Source organism: Thalassospira permensis NBRC 106175, from assembly GCF_000714555.1.
GTDB classification, from domain to species: domain Bacteria; phylum Pseudomonadota; class Alphaproteobacteria; order Rhodospirillales; family Thalassospiraceae; genus Thalassospira; species Thalassospira xiamenensis.
The window spans coordinates 21,248-36,402 of record NZ_AUNC01000010.1 but is presented as its reverse complement, the minus strand read 5'-3'; the positions used below and the strand labels follow the sequence as shown (position 1 = coordinate 36,402).

At 54.4% G+C, this 15,155-nt stretch carries 13 protein-coding genes; 4 read left to right on the top strand and 9 right to left on the bottom strand.

All coding sequences use genetic code 11. The features are described 5' to 3' along the window. Nucleotides 1-76 precede the first annotated feature (76 nt). Together SMB34_RS06465 and SMB34_RS06460 are read right to left on the bottom strand one after the other, a co-directional pair. On the bottom strand, nt 77-1,642 hold the full coding sequence (locus SMB34_RS06465; protein ID WP_037988618.1) for a YbaY family lipoprotein: 1,566 nt from the start codon (nt 1,640-1,642) through the stop codon (nt 77-79). Nucleotides 1,643-1,817: 175 nt separating this feature from the next. Continuing rightward, entirely contained in the window at nt 1,818-2,708 is an 891-nt protein-coding gene (locus tag SMB34_RS06460) for an SMP-30/gluconolactonase/LRE family protein (RefSeq protein WP_007091562.1), read from the bottom strand. A 298-nt stretch (nt 2,709-3,006) separates the two neighbouring features. On the opposite strand from SMB34_RS06460, the gene SMB34_RS06455 reads away from it, so the two are divergent. From SMB34_RS06455 to fhuB, 4 genes are read left to right on the top strand one after another with little or no spacing between them, the layout of a single operon-like run. Continuing rightward, a complete protein-coding gene (locus SMB34_RS06455) occupies nt 3,007-3,783 on the top strand; it encodes an ABC transporter ATP-binding protein (protein WP_007091563.1) in 777 nt (258 codons plus the stop codon). A gap of 10 nt (nt 3,784-3,793) precedes the next feature. Then, nucleotides 3,794-4,741, top strand: coding sequence for an iron-siderophore ABC transporter substrate-binding protein (locus SMB34_RS06450; protein WP_037988616.1), 948 nt, complete (start codon nt 3,794-3,796; stop codon nt 4,739-4,741). A 6-nt stretch (nt 4,742-4,747) separates the two neighbouring features. Continuing rightward, a complete protein-coding gene (locus tag SMB34_RS06445) occupies nt 4,748-5,680 on the top strand; it encodes an ABC transporter substrate-binding protein (RefSeq protein ID WP_037988614.1) in 933 nt (310 codons plus the stop codon). A 32-nt stretch (nt 5,681-5,712) separates the two neighbouring features. Beyond that, on the top strand, nt 5,713-7,722 hold the full coding sequence (gene fhuB, locus SMB34_RS06440; protein WP_240478763.1) for a Fe(3+)-hydroxamate ABC transporter permease FhuB: 2,010 nt from the start codon (nt 5,713-5,715) through the stop codon (nt 7,720-7,722). Here the strand turns inward: fhuB and SMB34_RS06435 are convergent. The 7 genes from SMB34_RS06435 to SMB34_RS06405 all read right to left on the bottom strand — a co-directional run bounded on the left by SMB34_RS06435 (nt 7,719) and on the right by SMB34_RS06405 (nt 15,126). Next, on the bottom strand, nt 7,719-8,102 hold the full coding sequence (locus tag SMB34_RS06435) for a hypothetical protein (protein ID WP_037988610.1): 384 nt from the start codon (nt 8,100-8,102) through the stop codon (nt 7,719-7,721). The two genes, fhuB and SMB34_RS06435, sit on opposite strands and share 4 nt — an antisense overlap. A 71-nt stretch (nt 8,103-8,173) precedes the next feature. Next, the gene (locus SMB34_RS06430) at nt 8,174-10,588 is read right to left on the bottom strand and encodes a TonB-dependent receptor (RefSeq protein WP_037988607.1); all 2,415 of its coding nucleotides are present in this window, start codon (nt 10,586-10,588) and stop codon (nt 8,174-8,176) included. 82 nt (nt 10,589-10,670) lie between these two features. Further along, nucleotides 10,671-11,723, bottom strand: a complete 1,053-nt coding sequence (locus SMB34_RS06425) for a FecR family protein (protein WP_240478762.1) — start codon at nt 11,721-11,723, stop codon at nt 10,671-10,673. A 75-nt stretch (nt 11,724-11,798) separates the two neighbouring features. Beyond that, nucleotides 11,799-12,323, bottom strand: a complete 525-nt coding sequence (locus SMB34_RS06420; protein ID WP_037988603.1) for an RNA polymerase sigma factor — start codon at nt 12,321-12,323, stop codon at nt 11,799-11,801. Nucleotides 12,324-12,462: 139 nt separating this feature from the next. Beyond that, complete coding sequence (locus tag SMB34_RS06415; RefSeq protein WP_037988600.1) at nt 12,463-13,257, bottom strand: NAD-dependent epimerase/dehydratase family protein; 795 nt, start codon at nt 13,255-13,257, stop codon at nt 12,463-12,465. Between the two features lie 33 nt (nt 13,258-13,290). After that, the gene (locus SMB34_RS06410) at nt 13,291-14,580 is read right to left on the bottom strand and encodes a TRAP transporter large permease (protein WP_007091572.1); all 1,290 of its coding nucleotides are present in this window, start codon (nt 14,578-14,580) and stop codon (nt 13,291-13,293) included. Further along, a complete protein-coding gene (locus SMB34_RS06405; RefSeq protein WP_007091573.1) occupies nt 14,581-15,126 on the bottom strand; it encodes a TRAP transporter small permease in 546 nt (181 codons plus the stop codon). Nucleotides 15,127-15,155: the final 29 nt, after the last annotated feature.

The window sequence follows — 15,155 nt, the reverse complement described above, 5'->3', positions numbered from 1 at the left end:
TAAAACCGACCTTAATCTGATAAAAAAGCCCCGCAGCCGATGCTGCGGGGCTTCTCTGTTGCGGGCTTTTCGATCATCAACTAGTGCAGTTGTTGCGCGACAGCCAGCCGATAAAGATACCGTTATGTTCAAGCCGCTGATGGCTGAAACATTCGCCGCCGGGATAGGCACCGCTTGCCGGAGTAAAGCGCACGGTTCCCTCGCCTGGCAGACGGTTGGTATTGGCCTCGACCAGTTCGGTATGAACCTCGCCAAGTCCATCTGTTGGCGCAAGACAGTCATAGCGCCCGCCATTATTATTGATCGTGCGAACGCCGACCATGCCATGGTTCAACGGCCAGGCTTTCAGAACCGATGTCAGATCACCGCTTGATACGGCAAGGCAGGAATTGATTGCTGGCATCAGTTCGTTGATCAAACGTGTCCATTCCGGATTGTCGGGCTTTTCAAGTTCCTCGATATCGACGACCGGGAAATCGCCGGGGGCAAGTGCAAGCCCGGTAATTTCGGCCGAAACCGCACATTTGGTCGAACCACTCGGCCCGGTCCAGATCGCTTCCTGCCCTTTGCCACGAATTGAATATATCTCGTTGGCATATTCGTATCCCGACCCGGTCCGCTTGATGTTCAGAATCAGGGGTTCCCGGCCAAGGAATTCCACGACCGCCTCGTCCTTGCGGCCTTCAAATGTTGCAAAGAACCGGCTTTTATCCTCGCAGACAAAGGTCTGGCGTCCGGTAACCGGGGCCATTGCCGCCTCGACCAGGGCGGCTTCGATCCGGCTTAATGCGACCTTGCTTTGTGCCATCGCACCGCTGACTTCATGTTCATCCGGGGTACCCGGCGTGCCATTGACGGTTTTTGATCCCCCGGCAAACCGTCCCATCGCAAAATCAAGATTCAGGGTAAAGTTCAATGTCTCGCCATCGCTGCTGCCACCAAAATTGATACGCTTGGCATCTTCGGTGAAGCGCAGCAATGTGCCATTACGGTAATAGAATTTGATGTCCGAACTGCCATAATCGCCAAGGTCACGATGTTCCTCGACATAGACCGGCTCACCGTCTGTCGTGACATAGGCCTTGAATGTCGCCTTGCTGTCCCCGGCGCTATAACTGCCCGGGATCACGCGCAGATCGGGCAATTGCGCCTTGATGGCCGCTACATCGCGATCAACATCGGAGCTACCACCATTCCGTGCGGCGGCGGCGGATTCCGGTCCGACCCGCTTGACCAGAACCGAGACATCATCGGGCGCATCATTGGTCAGCACGGGATATGCCTGATCATTGCGAAACAGAAGATCGCCATTCTTGGTCTCGATCTTTGCCTCGATCACATATCGATGGCGTGGATCAATCTGTTTGGCGTCATAGGGCAGGATAAATACCATCGGCGGATTGGTCACCGGATGGGTGATGGATGCAATTTCCATCGACGGCGCATCGGCTTTTGATACATCAAGAAGTCGCACGACAAGGTTCGCACTGTTTGGTGCCAGCGCAATCCTTTCGCGGAAAACGACGGTGCCGGTAACCCGGTCCTGATTGGATTGTAGTCCGGTACAGCCCGTGACCAGGGCCAAAAGCCCGATCATCAATACCGCCTGCAACCTTCCCCAAATCCATGAAGAGAGTTTCATTATGGCCTCAGTTTGCTCGTGTTTTTATCGGGTGTAGTCCCCCACCCCTAATCGTGAACGCAAACAACAAGAAAACCAAGGCCAAAAAGCGGCAAAATTACTGATTAAAGTTATGTTATTTCATCACGGCACTCAGGCGGCAAAACCGCCTGACACCATGGAACCCAGTACCTGCCTAACCGGCAAAGCGGGTGCAAACCTGCCCCGCCACATCGGTTTCAATCGACAACAAAGCACCTTCAAGATCGTTGCCATTGCCGTCCAGCCCGACGGATGCTGACGTGATATAAAGCGTCTTGAGATCCGGGCCACCAAAAACACAACTGGTCGGCTGGGTCACCGGCAATTCGACTATACGATCCACCGATCCATCGGGTGCAAACCGGATCAGGCAACTCCCCCCCCAACGCGCGTTCCAGATATAGCCATCCGCATCCATTGCCGATCCATCCATATTCCCGCGCGCGTGCGGGCCAAAGAACAGTTTCGGGTTTGAAGGCACACCGGTCGCCATATCGAAATCATAGACATCAAGCGTGTTCCTGATCGTGTCGCCAAAGAACATCTTTGTGCCATTGGCCGACCACAGCAACGTATTGGAAATCCCGATATCAGCAACAAAGCGTTTGATATCGCCATTCGGCTCGACCCGGTTCAAAGTTCCCGTCGATACCGTCACGGGCAGGTCTTCGCCATTCGGGCCAATATTGTTTTGCATGCTCCCGTGCCAGAACCGCCCTGCCGGATCGACACGCGCCTCGTTCGACCGATTGCCGGGGTGATCTGCATCTGGGGCAACAAACGGCGTGGTCTGTCCACTTTCGGCATCCAGAAACGCCAAACCGTCGGCCAAGGCCACCAACAGCCCGCCAATCGTGCGTGGTACGATGGCCGATACTGGCTGATTGAAAGTCCAGCTGCGCGATCCGCCATCGCTCGGGCGCAAGGCGAATGCGGTTTTACCGACAATGTCGACCCAATAAAGGACACCATCCTCGACATCCCAATGCGGTCCTTCGCCCAGCGTACAGCGCAGATTTGGCAGAACCGTTTTAACTTTGGACATAATATCTCCCTGATATTCTGGCGGGTTTTCCCCGTTTTAACCTGTCCCTTTAATGCAAACCAGTCGGCCATCAAGCCACGATCCGGCGCAGGGAAATCATTATGTCTATTGCTATCGCGAAAGGGAGAAACTGAAAAGTCATTTTGTATGATGATTGACTTAAACCGCCAAACGCAATCGCAACTCGGTTGCATTTCCATCAGGTTATTGATAGGCATTCTCATATTCATGCAGCCTGCTTTGCCGGATGCGATCCGCGATTTTGCACCGGCACCGACTTCTTGCGAGTTTCCGCCCAATGTTCGATCTGAAAAATATCTCCTTCCAAAGCGAAGGCAAGAACCCGAAAACGCTGCTTGGCGATATATCGGTGTGCTTCCCGACAGGCGAATTCAGCGCGATTGTCGGACATAACGGATCGGGCAAAAGTACGCTTTTGAAATTGCTCGCCCGCAAAAATAAACCGGCATCCGGCCAGATCACGCTCGATACCCGGATTCTAGATACTCACAGCACGCGCGATTTCGCCCGCAAGGTCGCCTATCTGCCGCAAAGCCCGATTGTCCCAGCCCATCTCAGTGTCCGCGAACTGGTTGCCTTTGGCCGATATCCGTGGCGCGGTGCCTTTGGCCGATATCGCGCGGAAGATCACGAAAAAATCGACCGTGCTATGGAAATGACCCACGTCACCGAATTTGCCGACCGCTTTGTCGCAAGTCTTTCGGGTGGGGAACGCCAACGTGTCTGGCTCGCCATGCTGCTTGCCCAGGATGCCCCGGTTCTGTTGCTTGATGAACCGACATCCGCCCTTGATGTCGGTCATCAACGCGACATCCTGCAACTTGTCGCCAATCTTAAATCCGAAATCGGCCTTACCGTGATTGCCGTTCTGCACGATATCGACATGGTCGGGCGGTTTGCCGATCATATCCTCGCACTTCGCGGCGGCCAAACATGCTGGCAGGGCACAGCAGCCGACTTCATGCAGGCAGATACGCTTCGCAATATTTTCCAAACCGAAATAGGTGTGATCCGCTTGCCGGAATCCACTCATTATGTCAGTTACATAGCCTAGGACCCTGACCATGCGAAACCGTCTGATCGCTTCAATTGCCTGTTCCTGCATGATTGCAACCGGCATCCTTGCACCGACCATCGCCCCGACAATCGCATTGGCTGAAACCTATCGCCATGAAATGGGAACGGTAAATTTCGCAACACCCCCGACCCGGATTGCCGTATCGAACTGGTCACTGACGGAAACGGTTCTGGCCCTTGGTCTTGATCCGGTCGCCATCCCGGAGGCCGACGGATATCGCGCATGGGTCGTCGAACCTGCCCTACCCGCTGAATTTGCCGATCTTGGCGAACGCAGATCTCCTAACCTCGAAGTTCTGCGCGATAGTCGCCCCGACGTCATCCTGATCAGTAACGAAGTCGCCATGGCCTATGACAAGCTATCTGCTCTTGCCCCAACCATGGCCTATTCGATCTATAACAGCGATCAGTCCGCCCTTGAAAAGGCCGAGGAGCTCACGCGCAATATCGGTAAACTGACCGGGCGCAGCGACAAGGCCGAGGAAATCATCGCGTCGGCCAATCAACGGATCGCCGCCGCCGCCGACCGCATCCGTAAGGCCGTTGGTGATGATGCCAAATTCTCGGTCGTACGCATCCTTGATGGCGCCCATTTCCGCATTCACGGCACTACATCGCTTTTCGGATCGACACTGGCGCGGATGGAATTTGCCAATGCATGGACCGGCCCGCTTAATGGCTGGGGCTTCAGCAATGGCGAAATTGGCGATCTTGCCAAACTCGGCCCGGCTCATGTCGCCTATATCGAACCCACCCCCGATCCGGTAAAGGCCAAACTTTTTGCTTCTCCGGTCTGGAAGGCACTACCGTTCAACCGGCAAAACACCGTCTATGAAGTCCCTGCAAGCTGGACATTTGGCGGGCTTTTGTCGGCAGCACGTTTTGCCGAACAGCTCGCTGATGCCGTGACCAAGACCACCGCACAGGGATCGTAGACCGATATGATCAGACACCTGTTTCTTCGCCTCTTCGTGATCGCCGGTTTAACCGCACCACTTACGCCACAAATGGCCCATGCCGATCCGATCACCATTGAACATGAGCACGGCACCCTGAAGCTTGATGCCCCGGCTAAACGCATTGCCGTGACCAATTGGGCGACAACCGAAACCGTCATTGCACTGGGGTTGGACCCGGTCGCAATTGCCGATCCCGACGATTACCTTGACTGGGTTGCCAAGCCGGACCTTCCCGAGAACTTCACCGATATTGGCCAGCGCGCCGCCCCCAATATGGAAGCCCTGCGCGCAGCCAAGCCCGACCTGATCGTGATCAGCAAGAACCTTGAAATGGCATATGACAGTTTCAATGCCATCGCCCCAACCATCGTATTGTCGGTCTATAACAACAATCGCGATGCCCTGCCCGAGGCGCAAAAACTTCTCGAAACCCTCGCCAAGGCAACCGATCGTCAAGCCGAAGCCAAAGCATGGCTTGACGATGCCGATGTCAAATTCGCTGAATATGGCAATCGTGTCCGGGCCGCCATGCCGCCGGGTCGCGCCCTTGCCATTACCCAGTTCGTCTCCGAAAGTCATATCGGACTTTATGGCAAATCATCTCTGCCCGGCACGGTACTTGCAAAAATGGACCTGCCGCGGGCCTATCAGGGGCCAGTCAATAATTGGGGCTTTGCCAAGGGTGGCGTCGAGATTCTTGGGCCCCGCGCCCGGGATACACTGGTGTATCTGAACCCGGTGCCCGACGTGATCCGTGAAAAAGTCTGGGCATCCCCGGTCTGGAACATCCTTGATTTCGTTAAGAATGACCGGGTCTATGAATTGCCCGTCGTATGGGCCTATGGCGGCATGCCATCGGCCTTGCGCTTTGCCCGGCTTCTTGCCGAAAGTATGGAAAGCGGCCCGGTTAAATGAGCGGCCAAAAGTCCCGTGAAGCGAACCCTGCAATGACACGCGCCATCAATAGTGACATGAACCGCTTTTTCCATCGCGGCCCGGCGATCCTGTGCCTTGTCCTTGCGATCTGTTCCGTTGCCATCCTGATCAACGACCTTTGGCCGTTCCTGCAAAACGGCGCCGGGATGAATGCGCTGTTTCATCCCGACGAAACCGATTTCGACCAAATCCTGTTTCATTTCAGCACCCTGCCCCGTATCACAATGGCCTTTATCTGCGGGGCCGGTCTGGCCTTGGCTGGGGCGGCGATCCAGACGGTATTGCGCAACCCTTTGGCATCGCCGACCACCCTTGGGGTTGGTGCCGGTGTTGAATTTGCCTTGACGGTATTTCTGCTTCTGGCCCCTGCGGCCTTGGCCCCGTTCAAAGAAGCCGCTGCCCTTGCCGGTGGCATGATCGCCCTTGGCGCGGTTTATCTGATTGCATCGCGGCGCGCCAATGCGACACTGTGGCTGATCCTGGCCGGGATGATCATCAATCTGATGCTCCAATCGGGTACGCAGATTTTCTTGCTGTTTAACGAACAATATCTGCAATCGGTCTTCATGTGGGGGGCAGGAGACCTCGCGCAAAATGGCTGGGACTCAACGCAGTTTGTTTTGCCCCGCCTGCTGGTTGGTGTTGCGGTTGTGCTGTTGCTGTCACGCCCGCTTGATCTTCTTGCCCTTGGTGACGACACCGCAAGCTCGCTTGGTGCGCGTGTAACCATCCTGCGACTGCTGATTCTGGGCTTTGCCGTCTTCATTACCGCATCGGTCATTTCGGCCGCCGGATTGATCGGTTTTATCGGTCTGGCGGTTCCAGCCGCCCTGCGCATTGCCGGTCTGACGCGTTCGCGCGATCTGATGATCTATTCGCTGTTGACCGGGGGCTTTGCATTGCTGTGCATCGACTTCCTTGTCCGGCAGATGAACGGGCTTGGCGGTGACATCGTTCCGACGGGTGCGGCCACCGCATTGATCGGTGCCCCCTTCATCATTCTGATCCTGCGCAAGGCACGGATCATGCCCGGCCAGCAAAGCGAGGACCACCACCCCGATCAGCAGATTGTCTCGAAAAATGTGCTGAGCCTGGTACTGGTATTAGGGTTGGTTACAGGCCTCGGCTTATCTTTGTTTGTATCGTTTAACGGCCATGATTTTGTGCTTCTGACCGGCGGTGAAAGCTTCAACGACATCCTCCTCCAGCGTTCCGAACGGACCTTTGCCGCGGTCATTTGTGGTGCGGCACTGGCGGTTTCAGGCACGTTAATTCAACGCGTTGGTCGCAATCCTTTGGCCAGCCCTGAAATTACGGGCGTCAGTTCTGCTACAGCACTTGCCATGATCATCGCCCTTGTCTTCTTTGGCTTCGGGCAACGCGCCGATCTGATGTTTGTCGGGGCGGTCGGCGGGATCATTTCGCTGATCATTTTATTACTTCTATGCCGAAAATTCACCCACGCCCCGCATTACCTATTACTCAACGGCCTTGCTTTAACCGCCATTTTGGGTGCCATTGTACGGATTGCTCTGACCCGCAGCGGCACACAGACCTCAATGCTGATTTCATGGCTGGCTGGCACCACATATTTTACCCGCATGGACGAAGTCCTCATCGTAGCGGGGGTTACTGTGGCCTTGCTGATTGTGGTGATTGCGGTCCGTCGTCCGCTTGAACTGGCATCATTTGGCAATGATCAGGCCACCTCGCTAGGCCTTGGCATTTCAGGCTTTCAGTTCTTCATCATGCTGATTGCTGCCATCCTTGCCGCCAGTGCCACCCTGCTTGTCGGGCCGCTTAGTTTTGTCGGACTGATGGCACCGCATTTGGCGCATATTGCCGGGTATCGGCTTGCAGGCGGCCATTTGCTTGGTGCGGTTCTCATCGGGGCGAATGTAATGATGGTGGCCGAATGGATGGCCAGAAACCTGCTTTATCCGCAACAACTGCCAACCGGCCTGATCGCGGCACTGATTGGGACGGCCTATTTCCTGTTTCTGGCAATCCGAAAACGCTAGCGCTTTGGCCAGTTCTCAGCCATCGCATAAGCCTTTTCAAGGCTATCAGCATGTTTAATCGGAAATGGCAGCATCTTTGCAAAGTTGCTGCTCTCCAATTCTTCTGCATGACCTTCGTGGTCGTGGTCATCGACCCGGATCACGCCATACAGAAACGCCGATAACCTGTCACGATTTTGCTTAAACCAAAGGGCGGCCTGTTTGCGGGTTTCGTGATCCTGATCAGTATGGCCCTGAACCGTCATGATCAGAAGCACCGGTTGTGTTCGGACCGAAAGCGCATGAAGGGCGGTGATATAGGCAGCCCCGTCCGCTTCGCTTTGGGCATCTTTCATTTCAAACAGGACAATCCCGTGACGCGGTTCCGAACTTGTAAACATTCCGTCTCCTGAACACCGAAACACCCGGCGGGATGCCCCGCCGGGTTGCTATGCTGCTATATACCGCCAGATCAGAATTCCCGACGGAATCCGATCAGGATCGTCCGGCCAAGTCCGGCAATGGAATATCCGCGAAGGGCGGTTGCTGCCGGGTTTTCATAGCTGGCATCAAGAATATTCTCGATCCCAAGCCGCGCCGTTCCGCCCATCACCGGGTAATTCGCAGACAGGTTGAAAACCAGACTTGGTTTGATTGTCTCGTCTTTGATACGGTTACGTTGGGCGGTATATGTGCCATCAAACCGAACATTCAGATCATCCCAGACATAACTGTCGACATAGCCCGTGAACCGGAAGGGCGATGGAATGCGGTTGTTGGGCAGCCAGCTTTCCAGATCGCCGTCTTTATCTTTGTCATATTTTCCTTCAACATAAGACGCCAAAGCCCCGACATAGGTATTTTCGGTCAGATCATATTCTGCACTCAGCTCCGCACCGATGATGCGTTCTTTTTCCTGACTGAGCGCATTGGTCGCAGGGTCAAAATTGTTACCGTGTTCGTTGGTGCTCATATATACCGCCCCAGACGTCCGGAAATTACGCGCGTCATAACTTGCGGCAAGTTCATATGTCTTGACCTTGGATGCTTCGACATCGATCTGCGAGAAATTCAGTGGTACCCCTTGGGTCCCGGCACGACGGGTGTAGGCACCAACATCGGGAACGGCAAAACCTTCGCTATAGCTCAGTGATGTATCAAACTGATCGGTCCAGTGAACCACCGCAGATGCGTTATAGGTAACGGCATCATAGGTCGTGCTGCCGCCGGTAAATTGTGCTGCAGGGAAAAAGGCAGTCGCGACGCCACCGACATAGCGCATATAGTTAGGCCGCAGGAAATCATCGACCATCAGATCATATATCTCATAACGAACGCCGCCAGAAACATCGACAAAACGCGTGATCGGCGCACTTAATTGGGCAAAAACCGCTTTGCCGTCCTGATCCATTGGTGCGCCGATGTCGCGTCCACTAACGGTGCGATACTTGATCTCATCAAATGTCAGATCCCCGCCCCAGCTAAGTGTCAGTCCGTCATACAAATCGTCAATTCCGGTATCGGTTGAAAGTTTGACCCCATATTTCTGCCCATCAATAACCGACTGTCCCAGCGGATCCTCAACAGCGGGGCTGCCCGGTAATGCGACCAGCGCAAAATTGTAGGTCGCATCATACTGTGCCCGCGACGCCTGCTTGTAGGTGTCATTGTAAAACAGTTTAAGATCGCCACGGCCCAAAGCCCCCAGATCAAACTCGTATCCAGCAGTCAAATATTCGCTTTCTTCCTCAAGCGGCTGCCCGTCATATGGGGCCAAAAAATTCACTGCCGCAGGATTGGCCCGCACGTCGGGATAGTAATCCGGCTTCTGACTGAACCGGACGATTTCGGTCGAAAGCGAAACCCGGTGTCCTTCAAGAAAACCATAGCCGAGCTTGCCAAACAGGTTCAGATTCTCGGCATTGTCAAAACTACCCTGCCCCATCATCGGGTCGGACGGCATTTGTTTCCCATAGCCGCTATACTGGTTTTCGGATGTTGATCCGGTAACACTTGCAGCATAGTCGAATTTCCCCACGCCACCGCTGCCGGAAAGAGTAAGCGACGGCGCAAGGCTGTCACCGATATCCTGAGTGAATGCTTTTACATGGGTATCGACAACAAAGATGTTCTCCCCCGGTGTCCCGGTCTTGGTTACGATATTGACCGTCGCCCCGGTTGCACCCTCTCCGTTCAGGGCGCTTGAACCCGGAATAACTTCGATGCTTTCGATCAGTTCCGGATCAATCATTGACAGAATGCGGCTGGAATTACGTAGCGGCGTATTGCGACCAATCCCGTCAACAAGCACCTGTATGTCGCGCCCTCGAAAAGTTTCCGTGCTGCTGGTCAGGGTTTGCGCATCGAACATAAAGCCGGGAACAGCATCCCGCAAAAGGGTCGAAAGACTGTTGGACTTTGCGAGCTGCGCCTCAATCTGGTCGCGGCCAATTACCACCACTGACGGAGACATGCTTTTTATTGAGCGTTTCGAACGACTTGCCGAAACCACAATATCCTGCAGGATGATCTCGCCACTATCCGACTTTGCCGCCGGAATGATTTTTACGCTGTCAGCCCCGATAAACTCAAAATCATACCCACTACCTGCCAGCAGGGTTCGCAATGCTTCCGTCGCGGTTACATCCCCTGCAAACGGCGTTGCAACCACCCCTGCAAGATCGCCCTGTACAATCAGCTGCAAAGCAAACTCGGTCGCCAGTTGATCAAGTGCCGCGCGAAGATCTTGCGTTTCAATGCGGATTGTATGGACCGTATTAGCGTCCTGTGCCTGCACCATTCCGGTACTGCAGATCATCAGGACAGACACAAGTGCGCTTGTTCCAAGCAGGCGCATCATCGCGCTTCGTTCGTTTTTCAAGATCATTCCCCCATATCTGAAAGATAATAATGCAAATCACTATTACCCTCATGACGAATGGCTCGCGGGAATGAGGAGGTCATTTTGTTTATTTTTTTGAAATCAGATGAAAACCACCCGGATAGGCCTTATTTTCAAGGTCATAGGCTGCCATCAGAGCATTCATCGCACTGTCGGGTTTTGCCAGATCGAAATTTCCGGTAACGAAAATATCGCCCATACGCGGATCAAGGATAAAGTTCTGCCCCGGCAAAAGCGGCGAAATCCGTGCGATCAATTCCTCAAGCGACATCTCGTTAACCATCCAGCGACCATTCCGCCATCCGGCAATGCGATCCACATCGCGCGTACCATAACGCATGTCACCCGTTGGCAACTGCCACGCGGCACGCCCGGCGGAAAGCTTTGCCAAACGTATGTTGCCGTCACTCTGGCGCAGATCGACCAAACCTTCGCTGACTTCCACCCGGGCGAGCCCCCCCCATTTCGAAGCCACAAAGGCGGTGCCGACGGCCTGGGCGGTAATATCATTCAGACGAACCCGCAAAGGCCGGGATTTGTCAGGAGCAACTTCAATATAAATGCCACCTTCAAGAACCGTAATATCGCGCCCGGTATCATCATATTTGACCGCAAGCCGTGTTCCCGGTTCCATCCAGACCCGTGAACCATCTGTCAGTTCGTGAATTTCGCGGACCGCACTGGCATCGTTGGCTGCGATCAGATCCGGATCGCGACGAAGCCCGCCCAGCACAAACAGACCAACGAGGACCAATCCGATAGCTGCCGCCAGCTTCGGCCGAAACCGGCGTTTGCCGGATCGCATTCCCGGCAATCGCCCCTGCCCGCCTTCAAGTGCGCCAAGACGTTCAAGATCGGCGCGGATGCCGTCAAGATCGACGGGTTGTCTTTCAGTGTTTTCCTGCACTGGTCGCGGACTATCCGTTACGGCTATTTCCATGCTGCGCCATGTCTGGCGTGCCCGCATCAAAAGCCGCACATTGCCTGAATTTTCAGCCTGCCAGTTCTCAAAAGCCGTCTGCTCACATCGATCCAGATCCCCCTGGTCAAGTCGGATTGCCCAAAAATCGGCAATGTCTTCATTGCTTTGGCAGTCGTCGGGATAGCGAAACTCTGTCATGGCAATGGCGGGATCCGGCAATTGATCGAATAGCTTGATATGTAAAAGACGAATGGCAAAGCACAAAGAGGATATTCAGTTTTCATATCGCGCCAGCACCGTTCGACAATGTTTAAGGGCATGACGCAAGTGTTTTTCGACCATATTGCGACTGATGCCAAGGGCTTCTGCGGCCTCCGCCGGACTGAGATGGTCGCGCTTGCACAGCAGGAAAGCATCCCGGCAGCGCGGCGGCAATCCATCAATCGCCCGACCGACAATAGCGATACGTTGCCGGTCTGCACTTATTTGTTCTGGTGTCACACTATCCCCGATTGCATCGGGTATATCGGCAAGATCGGCGGGATCGGTAAAATCAAGCGGATTTCGATTGCGACGGCGCAGCGTATCAATCGCCAGATTGGTTGCCATTCGCATCAGATAGGCAGGCGGATTGTCAACGTCGCGCGGGTCGACGCCACGTTTGCGAAGTTGGATATAAAGGTCTTGCAACACATCATGGCTTTCCTCGCCAGCGGGCAGATATTTCTGCACCTGACGCAACAGGCGCCCGTGGTATTGTTGATATATCCCATCCCAGAAACGGTCCCTGACCGTCATGTCTCTCACCGGCTCAATCAATAATGATAACGGTTATCATTTTCATCAATGCTTATACAGCGCACGGTTTCAGGGTCAATCCCAAAAGCAAAAGGCCCGCTTGCGCAGACCTTTGACTTTAAAGTGAGCGGTGATTTGATCAGTCTTCAAAGTGGCCTTTGGCAGCAAAACCACCACCCTGATAGATCACAGCCGGGTCGTGACGGTCTTCGACCGGGAAGGCTGCCTCGATTTCTGCGCGGAAGATCTCGGAACTATCCAGCGGCTGCCAGCCGATCAGTTCGGCATGGTCGTTGCTCCACCATTTGGTGCGGTTGTTCGAAACCCCATACATCACCAGATGGCCGGTCATCGGTGCATCAAACACTGCCTTCATCAGGGAAATGAAGTCACGCGGGCTCATCCAGGTCGACAACATCCGGCGATCGCGCGGCTTTTCAAAACATGATCCGATACGAAGCGAGACGGTTTCAACATCGAACTTGTCGAAATAGTAACTCGCCAAGGCCTCGCCGTAGCATTTGGTGACGCCATACAGACTGTCAGGGCGCAGTTCGGATTTGTCATCAAGCTTGGTCGTGCGCTTGTGGAACCCGATGGCGTGGTTCGAACTGGCAAACAGGATGCGTGGCTTGCCGTTTTTGCGGGCACCTTCATACAGGTTATAGGTGCCAAGGAAATTGGCCTGCAGCAGGTCATCAAATGCGGCTTCGACCGAAATCCCGCCCAGATGAATGATCCCGTCGCAATCCTTGGTCAATTCATGGACAGCCGAACGATCCGAAAGATCGCACGGCACGACTTCCTCGCCCGGACCAGCCGGATCCATCGGCGCGATATCCGAAAGGCGCAGCACATCGGCATAGCCTTTCAGCCCCTCACGCAGGATTTTCCCAAGGTTGCCAGCAGCACCGGTAATCAGCAAACGTTTCATTGTCTTCCTCTTTGAAGTCATCTTGCCCCGCGATCAGCCACCACCAAACACAAGGTTCGGCAACGTCAGCGAAATCGCAGGCACATAGGTTGTCAGCATAAGCGCCGTCAGGATCGCCAGATAAAACGGCCAGATCGTCATGACGGCCTTTTCAATCTTCACCCCGCCAATCGCACAACCGACAAACAGGCAGGAACCCACCGGCGGCGTACAAAGGCCAAGGCCCAAATTCATCATCAAAACCATGCCAAACTGGATCGGATCCATGCCAAATTGGGTCGCCAGCGGCAGGAAGATCGGCGTACAGATCAGGATCAATGCCGCCATATCCATGATCATGCCCGCCACCAGCAACATAAGATTGATCAGCAACAGAACCATGATCGGATTATCGGTGATCGATGTAATCGCATGGGCCAGTGCATCGGGCACCTGATAGAAGGCCAGCATATAGCCATAGGCCGATGCACACCCGACCAGCAACATGACAAGAGCCGTCGTTTTAGCCGATTGCTTGACCGCAGCAACAAAGCCCGCCCAATTGAGTTCACGATAAACAATCCCGGTAATGATCAACGCATAAGCCACGCCAATCGCACCGGATTCTGTCACGGTAAAGATACCGCTCAGAACGCCGCCGACGATAATGACCGCCGTGAAAAATCCGGGGATGGCACGAATGGCCGTAACCCCGACAACGCGCCATCCCGGAAACGGAACCGACGGGTAACCGTGTTTTATCGCTACCAGCCACGTGGCAAGCCCAAGCAACAGACACATGATGATACCCGGCACCAGACCGGCCATGAACAGCTTGGAAATCGAAATCCCGCCGCCGGCCGCGACAGCATACAGGATCATGTTATGGCTGGGCGGGATCATGATACCCGCAATCGACGAGGTCACCGTGACGTTGACCGCATAATCCGCACGGTAGCCTTCCTTTTTCATCACCGGAATAAGGATCGAGCCAAGCGCGGAGGTATCGGCAACAGCAGACCCGGAAATGCCGCCAAACAGCATCGATGAAAATACGTTTACAATGCCAAGTCCGCCACGGCGGCTGCCGACAAGGGCGGTTGCGAACTGCACCAGCCGGTTGGCGATCCCGCCATGCAGCATCAGTTCACCGGCAAAGATAAAGAACGGAATGGCCAGAAGCGAAAAGGCACTGATCCCCGAACCGATGCGCTGAAATGCGATCAGGGTTGGCAGACCTTCGAAGAAGAAAGTCGCAAGGGCAGCAACGCCAAGTGCAAGGGCAACGGGCATACCAATGACAATGCCAATGGCAAACAGGCCCAAAAGAATGGTCATGCCCATTTATTCGGTGTCCTTATCAAGCAATTCGTCACTGTAAAAACGGCTTTGTGCGATGGTGTTCCAGCCACTGAGGATTTTAAGGATATGGACAACGCTGTAAAAAGCGATGCCTGCCCCGCAAACCATCATCGGGATCGACCGCATGCCATCGGGGATGTGAATGATCGGCATTTTCTTGGCCCAGTTAAAGACAACAAGATCATACCCGCCGATAAACATGTAATAACCAAACACCACCATTGCGGCATAGCTGATCAGTGCCATGACCGCCGCCGCCTTGGGCGGCAATGCATCGCGGAAAAACGATACCGAAAGATGGCTGTTGTCGCGAATACAGGCGGCAGCAACCGGAAAGGTGATCAGAACGATCAGGATCAGAGAAAGCTGCTCGACCCAGGTAGGGGTTTCATTGAGCACATAGCGCCCGAAAACCAGCCAGGCAAAAGCGGGAATAAGCGCCACCAGCGCAATTCCGCCGATCAGATTAAGGATTTTGGCAAGTCTGCCACCCAAACGGTCAAGCATCCCGGTGAGTTGAGAAAACATTCGCACGCCGCCAGAAATGGATTAACGAA

What these genes read in the sequence shown, in the direction of transcription:
- SMB34_RS06405 (WP_007091573.1), bottom strand. Translation starts at nt 15,126, where the DNA reads ATGTTTTCTCAACTCACCGGGATGCTTGACCGTTTGGGTGGCAGACTT.
- SMB34_RS06410 (WP_007091572.1), bottom strand. Translation starts at nt 14,580, where the DNA reads ATGGGCATGACCATTCTTTTGGGCCTGTTTGCCATTGGCATTGTCATT.
- SMB34_RS06420 (WP_037988603.1), bottom strand. Translation starts at nt 12,323, where the DNA reads ATGACGGTCAGGGACCGTTTCTGGGATGGGATATATCAACAATACCAC.
- SMB34_RS06455 (WP_007091563.1), top strand. Translation starts at nt 3,007, where the DNA reads ATGTTCGATCTGAAAAATATCTCCTTCCAAAGCGAAGGCAAGAACCCG.
- fhuB (WP_240478763.1), top strand. Translation starts at nt 5,713, where the DNA reads ATGACACGCGCCATCAATAGTGACATGAACCGCTTTTTCCATCGCGGC.
- SMB34_RS06430 (WP_037988607.1), bottom strand. Translation starts at nt 10,588, where the DNA reads ATGATCTTGAAAAACGAACGAAGCGCGATGATGCGCCTGCTTGGAACA.
- SMB34_RS06435 (WP_037988610.1), bottom strand. Translation starts at nt 8,102, where the DNA reads ATGTTTACAAGTTCGGAACCGCGTCACGGGATTGTCCTGTTTGAAATG.
- SMB34_RS06460 (WP_007091562.1), bottom strand. Translation starts at nt 2,708, where the DNA reads ATGTCCAAAGTTAAAACGGTTCTGCCAAATCTGCGCTGTACGCTGGGC.
- SMB34_RS06415 (WP_037988600.1), bottom strand. Translation starts at nt 13,257, where the DNA reads ATGAAACGTTTGCTGATTACCGGTGCTGCTGGCAACCTTGGGAAAATC.
- SMB34_RS06425 (WP_240478762.1), bottom strand. Translation starts at nt 11,723, where the DNA reads ATGACAGAGTTTCGCTATCCCGACGACTGCCAAAGCAATGAAGACATT.
- SMB34_RS06450 (WP_037988616.1), top strand. Translation starts at nt 3,794, where the DNA reads ATGCGAAACCGTCTGATCGCTTCAATTGCCTGTTCCTGCATGATTGCA.
- SMB34_RS06445 (WP_037988614.1), top strand. Translation starts at nt 4,748, where the DNA reads ATGATCAGACACCTGTTTCTTCGCCTCTTCGTGATCGCCGGTTTAACC.
- SMB34_RS06465 (WP_037988618.1), bottom strand. Translation starts at nt 1,642, where the DNA reads ATGAAACTCTCTTCATGGATTTGGGGAAGGTTGCAGGCGGTATTGATG.